Origin of the sequence: Mucilaginibacter sp. L196 (genome assembly GCF_009765905.1) — a bacterium.
In the GTDB taxonomy this organism is placed as follows: Bacteria; Bacteroidota; Bacteroidia; order Sphingobacteriales; family Sphingobacteriaceae; genus Mucilaginibacter.
In genome coordinates, this window is sequence record NZ_LMUO01000004.1 from 66,345 (window position 1) to 78,996 (window position 12,652).

General features: G+C 38.7%; 10 protein-coding genes. 2 read left to right on the forward strand and 8 right to left on the reverse strand.

Annotation, left to right across the window (positions count from 1 at the left end; genetic code table 11):
- Positions 1–10 precede the first annotated feature (10 nt).
- From GSQ74_RS00715 to GSQ74_RS00735, 5 genes are all read right to left on the reverse strand, one after another.
- Entirely contained in the window at positions 11–757 is a 747-nt protein-coding gene (locus GSQ74_RS00715; protein WP_158989039.1) for a DUF4397 domain-containing protein, read from the reverse strand.
- Entirely contained in the window at positions 754–1,467 is a 714-nt protein-coding gene (locus GSQ74_RS00720; RefSeq protein ID WP_158989041.1) for a DUF4397 domain-containing protein, read from the reverse strand. Before GSQ74_RS00720 ends, GSQ74_RS00715 begins: the two co-directional genes overlap by 4 nt.
- 130 nt (positions 1,468–1,597) lie before the next feature.
- The gene (gene dnaN, locus GSQ74_RS00725; RefSeq protein ID WP_158989043.1) at positions 1,598–2,722 is read right to left on the reverse strand and encodes a DNA polymerase III subunit beta; all 1,125 of its coding nucleotides are present in this window, start codon (positions 2,720–2,722) and stop codon (positions 1,598–1,600) included.
- A 36-nt stretch (positions 2,723–2,758) separates the two neighbouring features.
- Positions 2,759–5,164: a gliding motility-associated ABC transporter substrate-binding protein GldG gene (gene gldG / locus GSQ74_RS00730; protein WP_158989045.1), complete on the reverse strand. Its 2,406-nt coding sequence runs from the start codon at positions 5,162–5,164 to the stop codon at positions 2,759–2,761.
- 5 nt (positions 5,165–5,169) lie between these two features.
- Positions 5,170–5,877, reverse strand: a complete 708-nt coding sequence (locus GSQ74_RS00735; RefSeq protein WP_158989047.1) for an ATP-binding cassette domain-containing protein — start codon at positions 5,875–5,877, stop codon at positions 5,170–5,172.
- 132 nt (positions 5,878–6,009) lie between these two features.
- Between GSQ74_RS00735 and GSQ74_RS00740 the strand changes: the two genes are divergently transcribed.
- Positions 6,010–7,521 carry a WG repeat-containing protein gene (locus tag GSQ74_RS00740; RefSeq protein ID WP_158989049.1) on the forward strand — a complete coding sequence of 504 codons (1,512 nt, stop codon included), beginning with the start codon at positions 6,010–6,012 and terminating at the stop codon, positions 7,519–7,521.
- A gap of 232 nt (positions 7,522–7,753) precedes the next feature.
- Here GSQ74_RS00740 and GSQ74_RS00745 read toward each other — a convergent pair whose 3' ends face one another.
- Positions 7,754–8,422: an FAD-binding oxidoreductase gene (locus GSQ74_RS00745; RefSeq protein WP_158989051.1), complete on the reverse strand. Its 669-nt coding sequence runs from the start codon at positions 8,420–8,422 to the stop codon at positions 7,754–7,756.
- Positions 8,423–8,716: 294 nt separating this feature from the next.
- Between GSQ74_RS00745 and GSQ74_RS00750 the strand changes: the two genes are divergently transcribed.
- Complete coding sequence (locus GSQ74_RS00750) at positions 8,717–10,195, forward strand: glycine--tRNA ligase (protein ID WP_158989053.1); 1,479 nt, start codon at positions 8,717–8,719, stop codon at positions 10,193–10,195.
- Positions 10,196–10,311: 116 nt separating this feature from the next.
- Here the strand turns inward: GSQ74_RS00750 and GSQ74_RS00755 are convergent, their stop codons facing one another.
- Both GSQ74_RS00755 and GSQ74_RS00760 read right to left on the reverse strand, forming a co-directional pair.
- On the reverse strand, positions 10,312–11,292 hold the full coding sequence (locus GSQ74_RS00755) for a hypothetical protein (protein ID WP_158989055.1): 981 nt from the start codon (positions 11,290–11,292) through the stop codon (positions 10,312–10,314).
- A 12-nt stretch (positions 11,293–11,304) separates the two neighbouring features.
- Positions 11,305–12,639 (reverse strand): pitrilysin family protein, encoded by a 1,335-nt coding sequence (locus tag GSQ74_RS00760; RefSeq protein WP_158989057.1) that lies wholly within the window; start codon positions 12,637–12,639, stop codon positions 11,305–11,307.
- Between the last annotated feature and the right edge of the window lie 13 nt (positions 12,640–12,652).

A 12,652-nucleotide genomic window follows, 5' to 3' on the forward strand; every position in this document is an offset into this window, starting at 1 on the left:
ACAATAGCGCTTACCTGTTTGTAATCAAACCGGTGTTGAATGCAGATGAATCGGTACGAAGCGGAATACCGTAAGCATATAATGTATACAAATGCCCATCCTGTATAGTGGTTGAGCCTAAACTTGTACTAAGGATGGTACCCGGTGTCCCAGTTTGTGTTACCTGAAAAATATAGTTACCTGCCGGTAATATTACATATGGCGAAACCTGAGCAAATTTAACGGCAGAAAAAGCTTTAGTGCCATTTGCTGCAATATCCAGGCCTGTACTTTGTATGGCGCCGTTAACAAACCTTATTTTACCAAAACCAACCGGAGGGATACTTGCAGTATCATCTGTTGTTAATATTGTGGTTAAAGTACTTTGGGATGTATCAGATGTATTATAAAGACCGGTAATAAACAAGGAATATTTATGATTAGCCTGAAAGCCAAGGTGATTTATAGTGAAAAAATTATTACTTGCAAGAGTAGTTGCCGATGACTTGATCTGCAAAGGTGTATCAATAGAGTTAAGGTAGAAATATCCGGAAGAATATGGATATGAATAGGAGTTAGTATTCTGTTTTATATAACCAAGATATAAATCAACCGGCTGAATATTAGGGCTAAGGTTTAATACCTCAAACTGTACGTTTAACCCCACGCTGCTCGCGTTGCCGGATTTGCCGCAAGACGATAGATATGGGGTTAAAAATACTGCTGCTATAATCAACAATAAAAACCCGTTTAAAGTATTGTTTTTGCTACCGATCATTGATTTAAAGGAATGTATTGATTAGTGGTTAAACCTATGCTAAAAGCAGCATTACCTGCACCAGTTGGCGAACCTTTTGTATATAAGGTATAAATTAGCCCTGTTTGAAAAGCTATAGTCGTATCAAGCTGGACGGTGCTGCTATTGGCCAGATAAATTTTAATATCCTGGCTAGTAGATGCATTAAACTTCATAAATGGCGTAGCTGTACCAAAAGCTAAACTTTTAACAGTATCCGCTGTACCCACAGTTACATTAAGCGGACCGGAATTATAGGAAGCATTAACGATTCTTATTACAGAGCGAGTAAAGGTATTATCATTCTCAACAGTATCATACGCAACGGCTATTGGATCAATTGTTGTAAAAAACTTATCGGCGGTTGTGCCGGCTACAAAAAAAGTATAATTAGTGGCAGAATCAATTGTGACAGCCTTGGTAAACAATACATCTGTAGTTCCGGTACGCCTGATTTGAAAATTTTGAGTGCCACGCAAGAAGGGTAAATAGCCTGTTGCCCCATTGGGATAAATGCTTGAAGTATTATTTTGCCTTATATTATTCTGATAGATATTTATGGTATCAGTGGTAGTATTAACCGTGATTACTTCAGGTGGATTTTTATCCAACGGAGGTACGATATCCTTCTCTTTACATGAAGTAAAGCCTGTGATAACAGCGATCAATAATATTGGTATCCTGAAATTCATATAAGTAAATGCTATATAACTGCTATTACGGTGTATTTGTTATCTTAACGAACAAAAAAGTCCGGTTTTTACACCGGACTCATTTGGGATTTATAATTTAAGTTTACAACCCTGCCAGCCGGCAGGCGGGTTAAGCGTAACTATTAAGCATTACCGGCATTACCAACATCAATACATCCTCGTTCTCATCCCCACCTTGTGGTAATAATAAGCCGGCACGATTAGGTGTCGACATTTCCAGCGATACTTCTTCACAAGCAAGATTTTTTAACATTTCAATTAAAAATCTCGCGTTAAAACCAATTTCCATATCCTCACCTTCGTACTGGCAGCTTAAACGCTCATGCGCTTCGTTTGCAAAATCAATATCTTCTGACGATATGTTTAACTCGCTGCCATTAATTTTCAAACGAACCTGGTGCGTGGTTTTATTGGCATAAATAGCAACACGGCTCAGTGATCCTAAAAAGGACTGACGGTCGATACTTAGTTTATTCGGGTTATTTAAAGGTATTACAGCCTCGTAGTCAGGGTAGCGCTCATCAATTAAACGACAAACCATATTGATGTTGCCAAATTTAAAAAACGCGCTGGTGGTATTGTATTCAACTGATACATTCACATCATCAGTTGGTAAAGCCGATTTTAAAAGCGTTAAAGCTTTTTTAGGCAATATGAATGATGTTGTGCTGGCTGCCTTAGCATCTTTACGACGGTAACGCACTAACTTGTGTGCATCGGTAGCTACAAAGGTTAATGAATCAGTTGTTAACTGACAAAAAACGCCTGTCATAGCCGGGCGTAATTCATCATTACTTACCGCGAAGATAGTTTTATTGATCGCCTCGGCTAATACTGATGCCGGAAGGTTTACTGATGAAGCGTTTTCAACAGTAGGTATTTTAGGAAAATCCTCACCATTCTCGCCACTCAATTTATATTTACCATCGCCTGCGCTTATTTCAATAGCAAAGGTGCTGTCATCAACCGAAAAAGTAACCGGTTGCTCGGGCAGCGATTTTAATGTTTCTAATAATATGCGCGATGGTATAGCAATACGGCCATTTTCTTTAGCTTCAACGCTTAAAGAAGTGGTCATACTGGTTTGTAGGTCAGTAGCCGAAATGGTTAAGTTTCCATCTTTTATCTCAAACAAAAAGTTCTCTAATATAGGCAATACGGTACTGTTGCTTAACGCGCCACTAACCGACTGTAGTTGCTTGAGTAATGTTGATGTAGAAACAATGAATCTCATATATAAATTATAATTTATCACTCAAAAGTATAAAATTTAACGGGCATACTTCCGCTTGCGAATATAATGTTGAAAAATAGCAAATATTAACACTAAACACAAAGGCAAAATGGTATTAATTAATTGCCATTTCAGTTTTTCGGCACGTATACGGGCGCGATCAAGCAGGCGGATCTGAATCTCTTTTGTACGCAGGGCAATAAGGCCGGAATCATCGGTCATATAATCGGCAATATTCAGCAATAGGTTTTTGTTGCCGAAGGTTTGCTGGGTGTAATGATCGTACCCTAAAGGATATGGCGAACCATCGGCCCCTACCTGGTTTTTAAACACATCGCCGTCACTTATAACGATCATTTTTGTGGGTTTGCTTTGGTTTAATTGTGGAATGTTCTCATTCAACCCTTCAGGAATTGGCCTGTTGAGGAAATCGGATGGGAAAGAACCTTCGAGCAATACCGCTACTGTTTTTGGCGTACTTTGGAAAGCTTTAGGATCAGGCTCCTGCTCTATTGCTTGTAAAGACAACAATTTGGGTGTACTTAATTTTTTATTGTATGCCGATGATGATAACAGCACTGTTTTACTTAAGCCTTTAACTGCAAGCGTATCAATAGTACTGGCAAATTCACTTCGGATACCATCTAAGTTTTTCACGATCGGATGTTTGGATGTAGGCATAAACACCGGGTAAAACAACCATGGCACCATCTGTATCTGCGCCTGCCCGCCAACGTTGCCTGTACTTAACGGAATTTGGGCGCATTCTAAATCAGCAATCAGGTCGTAATTCAGGCGAACACCATAAGTAAATAATTGATCATCCAGATTTAATTGCTTAGGGAAGGCCATTTCTTCGCCGCCGTGACCACGAAGGCTATCCAATTCGGCGCTTACAGGATCTATCGTCCATAATACACGGCCACCACGCATAATGTATTGGTCGAGTTTGTATTTTTCCTGTTCGGTGAAAGGTTTATCAGGTTTTGGTATCACTAACAGTTTGATACCCATTAACCCCGCAAAAGGAATAGTTTTCAGATCCACCCTGCCTACATCGAAACCATCGGATAAGGATTTCATACCATCTTCCAACTGTATATCACTTAGCTCGTTATGACCTTCGGTAAAACCAATTTCGGGTTTGCCGCCGCTGGTAATTTTTTTGATGGCTGATGAAAATGCATATTCCAGGTTTTGGATAGAGTTATTGATCACTTCATCATCAGACAAACCAATGCGTGATTGCATCAGATTCACCACAATCTGTTTTCCCTGATATTGAATCAGTGCTTCGGGAAAAAGCAGTAGTTGCGATACACCGTTATCCGTTTTTACGCTGTAGCCCTGCCCTACTATGCCTTTAGCTTCTAATGAATCATAGACAGCTTTTTGCGCGGTATCAGGAAGACTTTTTATATCGGCAATTGGGTCAACAACATCAAATTGCAGTTTCCCGTGTGTGTAAGCTTGCAGATCACTTAGCATATCGCGGGTTGAGTGTTGCAAACGCTTGGCCCATGATGGAAAATTATCGCCTTTCAAATAAACGGTTACTTTGATGCGCTGCGTTAAATCACCCATTATTTGCCTGCTTATTGGCGATATGGTATAACGTTTTTCTTTGGTGAAATCGAAACGGGTAAACGTTGCAGCAGATATAATTCCTATCACTACCAATACCCCGATAAAACCAAAAGTAAATTTATTGAATACCGTTTTTTGGCGTTGTTTAAGCAGTACAAACAGGGTTAACCAAAGGAATATCCCCGCAAGGATAATGAAGTAAGCCAGGTCGCGGGTATCTAATACACCACGGCTTACAGATTGGTAATGTTCGGTAATGCCAAAATTCTCCAGCGTTAGGTTTTGCAGGGATAGTATCTGGCTCAATGAATCAAATCCGCTGTAAAAAAAGAAACAAAGGAATACGGCGATAGTAAAGGCGATGATCTGATTTTTGCTTACGGATGAAGCAAACAAGCCAATTGCCGCGAATGATGCACCCAACAAAAACAAACCGATATAGGAACCGATAACCGCGCCTGTATCAATATTGCCAACCGGATTACCCAAGGTATAAACTGAATAGTAGTACACCAGTGTTGGTACTAAAGCGAATACGATAATTAGCAGCGATGCTAAATATTTACCAATAACAATTTGCCAGTCGGTTAACGGGCGGGTAAGGAGTAATTCAAATGTACCTTCTCTGCGCTCCTCGGCCAGCGAGCGCATGGTGATGGCAGGCACCAGGAACATGAATAAGTATGGCGCGGTGCTGAATAAGCTATCTAAACCAGCGTAGCCATAATCCAATATACTTGAATCAGGAAAAACCCACAAAAAAAGCCCCAATACAATTAAAAATACGCCAATGGTTACATATGCCACCAGCGAACTGAGATACGAGGTTATTTCTTTTTTTAGGATACTGTACACGTTGCTTATTTATTCGTTAGTTCAATAAAAATATTTTCCAAGGATTTACCCGCATTCTTGTCACGCAAACCTTGCAGGCTATCATTTGCCACTATTTGTCCTTTGTTAATGATGATGACATTATTACAAACAGCTTCCACCTCCTGCATAATGTGCGTACTTAACACGATGGTTTTGGTTTTACCCAAATCGGTTATTAGCTGGCGGATGCCAATTAATTGGTTTGGATCGAGTCCGGATGTTGGTTCATCCAAAATCAAAACCTCCGGATCGTGTAGAATAGCTTGCGCCAGTCCCACCCTTTGGCGGTAACCTTTTGAAAGCTGACCAACTTTTTTGTGTTGCTCGGGGCCCAGGCCGGTTTGCTCAATAACTTGCGCTATGCGTTTTTCGGGTGATGATATTTTGTGGATGTCCGCGATAAAGCCTAATGACTCCTTTACATACATGTCCAGGTAAAGGGAATTGCTCTCGGGCAGGTAACCAATGTGTTTACGAACATCAAGTGACTGCTTCTCTATATCAAAACCACAAACCGAGGCAGTGCCTGATGTTTGTGGGATGAAGCAGGTGAGTATCTTCATGGTGGTTGATTTGCCTGCGCCATTCGGCCCCAAAAAACCGAGCACTCCCGGCTGCGCCGAAAAAGAAATGCCATCAACAGCTTTTTGCTTACCGTAAATTTTGGTTAGGGATTCAACACGGATACTCATGGGGTAAAAATAGATTTTAGATTTGAGATATGAGATAGGAGATTGAAGATTTTATCATTGTATAAACCATTTAATGCCTAACAAAGAACAGTTATCTAAATTTTTATATCTTTATCGGGTATCCTTGTCATAATGAACCCTATTGATTTTATTTTTAGTCTTTTAAAAAAGAAGTCCATTTATATTCAAATACTTGTTTATTTGGCAGTTATAATTCTCAACTTAGTTGCGAAAAGATATAATATTATTGGAGATGCACTTTCATTAAGAATATACTTAACTCTAATTCCAATAATCATATTCATTCCTCTTAATAAATTTCTAAATCGAATTATAACTTCTAAAGAAAAGGGGTTCTTATCTCCAAAAGTCCATTCAAAGAATAAAATATTAATTGCCAAAATAAGTAAAGTTACTTCAATCGTTTTTTTACTTATTGTAATTCCTGTATACTTATTGCAGCCTGCATATAAATTACTTATTAAACTCACTGAGTCAGATGAGCAATTATGTAAAGATAACTTAAAGAAAAAAGGCTTGTACATAGCTAATTTCAGCTCGACTCCAGGACAATTTGACGGTTTTACAAGTTCTTTATTTGGTCGTTTAAATTCTGTTTTGCAAAATGTCGATACACTTAACGTAAAAGAACTTTCAAATTTTATTAATGAAACTGATCCTGATTATTTGAATAAAATAAAATCAATCTTTTCGAATAATTGCAATAAAGCTGGCTTAATTATTTTTGGAAACAGACAAGATAATACTTTTTTTAATTGCAGAATTTATTCATTTAATTTTCTGAACTATAAAGCAAAGGGGTTCAGCAAAACAAAAGATTCTACAATAATTTATATTCAAAATCCAAAAACGTTACATTTTACAATCGATTATGAAACAAATGTTGTCTCAAAATTTATCCTTGGATTATTATATCGAAATAATGGCAATTATATTTTGTCGATTAAATTACTCAAACAAGCTTTGAAGCTAAACAAAAACACTGAGAATAAACAGTTCATTTCACTTTGTCATTTATTCATTGGGAATGATTTATTAAATCAAGGCTTACCCGTTGAGGCAAAAAAAGAATATAAAATAGGTGAACAGTTTAATCCAAACAATGAATGGATTCATTATAACATCGGAGCATCTGATAATGCAGAAAAAGATACCGCCGGAGCGTTTAAGCAGTATAGCATTGCAGAATCGATAAATCCTTCTTTAAAAAATCCGTTTGACAAAATTTATAATGAGCACAAGATAATAACTTACAATCTTTCTATTAATAAACATCTCTCGCTTAAAAAAAACGATTCAATAATTAACAAATCAAAGATCGATACAACTGTTGATTGGGAAGAGCATTGCTATATTTCTTCGGCTCATACAAAAATTAAAAAGTATGGTGTCATTAACAATAAAGGAGATACCATTATAAAATTTCAATATGATACAATAGAAAACTATATATACAAAAAAGCAGATTGCTTTATAGTCAAATCAAACGGCAAATATGGAGCTATAATTCATAAACATCGATATTACGGTTGGGACATTTGGCCAATCAAAGTTGAATATTCTCTTGATATGATTAAATACGTAATTGAGAATTGTGTCGATCATCACTACAACCCAAATTGACAATCATAGAAATTGTTATTTACTATTATTCATAAACATCATTTGATACCTCCAAATTTACGCACAAGAATTTAGAGAAGTGCTGACAGTGTTTTGTCAGTATTTAATTTATAGGCGTTCGGAAGATTGGATTTTCGCTAATATCGCTGGTATAGTTTACTCACCCGGTCTCTGCTTCGCTCGACCACCCTCTCTTTCGCTACGCGACAAAGAGGGTAAAAAGCATCACCAACTACTTCTCAAAAACAACCGACTCTGCTTTTGCACCTAGCTTTGCGAGTATTTCTGAGATTTCCGCAACCATAGGATCGGGGCCGCAAACGTAGAAGTGCGTTTTAAAATCGTCAACCTCGGCTTCTAAAAACGCAGCATTGATACGGCGATGATCGCCAAGAATTTCCTTGTGTTCTGTCGTGGTAAAAATAGCATTATCGCCAAGCATCTGTTTAAGTTCATCGGCCAAAATAATATCGGCGGTAGTTTTATTGCTGAAGAATAGTTTGTTGTAGCCGATCTTGCCGTCTTTATATAACTGCCTTAGTATGGCAATAAATGGTGTAATCCCCGCGCCACCGGCAATAAAATAGCCGGGGCCTTTATATTCTATCGCTCCCCAGGCATCGCTAATGATGAGTTCATCGCCTGGCTTTAACTTCCTTAAATGCTCGGTAACCCCTTCCTCGCTGTCACTATAACTCTTTATCGTAAATTCAAGATAAGGGTCGCTGTTAAGGCAGGTGAAGGTAAAGGGGTTCTTTTTGTCTTTCCATTTAGGTTGATTGATGGATAAATCGGTTGCCTGGCCCGGTGTAAAGCTGAAGCCCTTGGGTTTTTCAACCCTGTACCTGTTAACATTATGAGTAACAGGATCTATCGAGATAATTTTGACGGTGTGTGACATGATGAAATGCTTTTATAGATAATTTATTTAATGGTGATTTGTTTGAGGGATTGATAGTTTTCGCTTGGTGTGTTTGCATTGGCGGGGGACTCACCCGGTTTTCGCTCAGCCGCTCAACCTGCCCTCTCTTTCGCTGCGCGATATAGATGGCAAAATTTCTTTCTTACCCTCTTTGCGCCGCAGGCGGAGAGAGGGGCGACCAGCGAAGCGTAGTCGGGGTGAGTCAACTGGTGTAAAAGGTTTATTAATTGATACTTTCTCACTTGCTTGTTAAAAACTATATTTGCCCCTATTATGAGCAATGCACCCGACGAACTTTTTAAAAATGTAATAGCACACGCTAAGGAATATGGTTTTGTTTTCCCATCAAGCGAGATATATGATGGCTTAAGCGCGGTTTACGACTACGGGCAAATGGGCGCCGAGTTGAAAAACAACCTAAAAACCTATTGGTGGAAAGCCATGGTGCAAATGAATGATAACATTGTCGGGATTGACAGTGCCATATTTATGCACCCGAAAATTTGGAAAGCAAGCGGCCACGTTGATGGTTTCAGCGACCCGATGATCGACAACAAAGACTCGAACAAACGTTACCGTGCCGACCAGTTACTGGAAGACAAAATAGCTAAATATGATACCGACGGCCAAACTGATAAAGCAGAAACTTTACAGAACGATATGGACGAGGCTCTTAAAAATGAAGACCTGCCACGCCTGAAGGAGCTAATCATCGAACATAAAATTGTCTGCCCAGTAAGCGGTACAGTTAACTGGACCGATGTGCGCCAGTTTAACCTGATGTTCAGTACCCAGATGGGTGCTGTGGCTGATGATGCCGATGTGGTTTATCTTCGCCCGGAAACAGCGCAGGGTATATTTGTGAATTATTTGAATGTGCAAAAATCAGGCAGGATGAAAATTCCGTTTGGTATAGCGCAAATAGGTAAAGCTTTCCGTAACGAGGTTATTGCAAGGCAATTCATCATCCGTATGCGCGAGTTTGAGCAGATGGAGATGCAATTCTTTGTCCGCCCTGGCACACAAGCTATGTGGTTTGATAAATGGAAACAAGCCCGCCTTGACTGGCACCTTGCTTTAGGTACCGATGTAAATAAATATCGTTTTCATGAGCACGTAAAACTGGCGCATTATGCTGATGCTGCTTTTGATATTGAGTTTGAGTTCCCATTCGGCTTTAAAGAAGTTGAAGGCATACATAGCCGTACTGACTTTGATTTGAGTCAGCACCAGAAGTTCTCAGGCAAAAAAATGCAATATTTTGATCCTGAATTGGATGAGAACGGCAAACCTTACGGCAACTATGTGCCTTATGTTATTGAGACTTCGATAGGCTTAGATCGTATGTTTTTGCTTACGATGATCAATGCTTTTGAGGAAGAGGATCTGAGTACAGAAGAAAGACAGGATAGCCGTACTGTATTAAGGTTACACCCTTGCCTTGCACCGGTAAAGGCTGCTATATTCCCATTAACTAAAAAAGACGGCCTGCCTGAAAAGGCCCGCGAGATAATGGATAGTCTTAAAACAGATTTCAACCTGCAATACGAAGAGAAAGATGCTATCGGTAAACGTTACCGTCGCCAGGATGCTATCGGTACACCTTTCTGTATCACGGTAGATCATCAGACTTTAGAAGATAATACGGTTACCATCCGTTACCGTGATAAAATGGACCAGGAGCGCGTTGCAGCTGATGACCTGAGAAAGATTATTGGCGATATGGTGAGCTGGAGAAACCTTTTGGGATAATTCATTTGGTTTATTAGTTCAATAGTTCATTGGTATCTGTTGGGTATCATTTATAATCAAAAAAGCCCGCTAATTTAAATTAGCGGGCTTTTTTGATTGAGCTTACTTCGTAAACGTTAGTAAACGATTTGTCTTATTTCAAGCGTTGTTCTGTGGCCATTATTATATCTGCTTCGTTGCGTCCAATTACCATGAGAGTCCGTTTTATCATATCTATATTCTTCATTAGATGCAATATCATTTAGTCCCTGCCCACCATAGTTAATCTCGCGCAATTTGTTGCCTTTGTCATCATAAATGGTTTTCATTTTCGGATATTTTCCTGAATAATAAGTTTCTTCTTCTAATTTTCCGTTAGGAAAGTATTTACATGTATACGATCCTGATTCTGTAGTATTATCTTCAAAATCTTTGGTTACATAACTATAGTTGCCTTTACCAGAATACTTAGTAGTTGTTATAACGGTTAGTTTACCTTCACGATTTATTAACTTAAATAAAATATTATTCCCCATTGAATCGTATGTATAAATTCTTTTTAAAGGGTATTCAGGTTGGTCTACATCTAATATATCCTCTTCAATTAATTTTTTATTTTTAAATGTTTTAGTTGAGATATATTTGAGGTTACCTGAGACATAGCTTTTTTCTTTTATCCTGTTACCCTGATTATCGTATTCAATGTCATCGATAGAGTTATCATCATGACTTTCATATTTAACTTTTGTGAGTTGTCCTTTTTGGTCGTACTCATAAGAATCTGTGTTTTCTGCCTCAGAATTATTCTGACGAAACATCTTAAATTCGACAATCAGTCCTCGATCATTATACTTTTGAATGCTTGTATATTTCAACATAGCGTTGTCAGGTTGGGCATTTCCTGAGATAGCTTCGTAGCAATAAAAGGTCAAACTTTTAGCAATTCCTTTAAGGTTTTCATTGTGAATTTCGTGATCTTCATCTTGAGCATAAGTCATAGAAGAAAAGATGATCATAAAAAAAGTAATCATTAATGCTATTATACCCTGACTATGACTCTTTTTTGAATCATAGACAGCGGTATAATTAGACAAGGTAGTATGCAAAATATTGTTCACGAAAGATTATAATTAGTTATTCACCGGGTTATCGCCAGTATGCAATGTCCCGTTTTTATATAATGTAGGATCAACCTTTTTGGTATCGCCCTGGTAAACCCAAACAATGTTGCCAATGTATTTTACAAATGCATTGTTAATATCGTTTAAGGTGACTTTTTTAACGTTGTCTATCAGCGTTAATGATTTCCTCCAATCGTTATGCAATACTTCATTGGCTACAATTGATGATGCCTGCGCGGCGTTAGTTTCGTTTTTATAGTAGAAACCGGTAAGGTAGGTTACCTTCATATCGGCCAGTTCAGCCGGTGTAAAGCCATTGTGCTTGGTGCTGTCAACAAGTTTATCAAATACGGCTATGTATTTGTTAGGCTGTGTGGTTGATACGGAGAACTTAGCCACAGATATGGAACCTGAGCTAAACCATGCCTGCGGAGCATATGAAAGTCCATTATTGGTACGGACATCAAGGAAATGCCTGTCGGCAAAAATGCGCATCGCTATTTGGAAAGCGTAATAATCAGGTGCGCTTACTTGTGGACCGCTGGTTACTCCCTCAACATAATTTGTTGCCAACTCTTTCGATTCTGCGTTAAACGAATTATTGTAGGCCCTGAAGAAAGATTCCTTCATAGCATAAGCCGCACCTTTTTTAATTGTTGAAAGCAAACCTTTAACCTTACTTTCAATATCAGCCTGACTTATATCGCCCACAATAACAATAAACATGCGCGATTTTGTCAATATAGAATTGTAGTATGCCTTAGTTTCAGCCGCAGTAAGGCCATTGATGATATCGGGAGTTCCTTGTGGCTCTTTTGCATAATCTCTTCCGGCAAATGCTACTTGATTGGCCATTTTATCAATAGATGCATCCGGTTTCGATTCATTTGCACGCAGGGCGTTTATCGCATCCTGCTTAATGCGGGTAAATTCTGTTGTATCAAACTTCGGTTCGGTTATCGCCTCGGTATAAAGTGGCCAAACAGTATCAAAGTCAGGTTTTACACAGCTCATAGCAATAACCGCGTAATCCTTACCGGTATAAGCGTTTACAGATGCGCTAACTTTATCTAATGCATCTTTAAAACTATTTTTATCGTGTTTGACTGTACCGCATTCGGTTAAAGCGCGCATGGCCATTGCTTCGATACCCATTTTACTGGCAGGGTAAGTATCTACGCCGCCTCTTATTACTGTTTGTATCTCAATAATATTGTTACCGCTTGGCTGCACAATAACTTTTACGCCATCAACTGTGGTTTCGTAAGCCTTGGTTTGTGCCATTGCCGGCTTTATGCTTCCTATTGCTGAGGCGATCAGCAGGGTATATATGTATTTCTTCATGTGTGATAAAGTT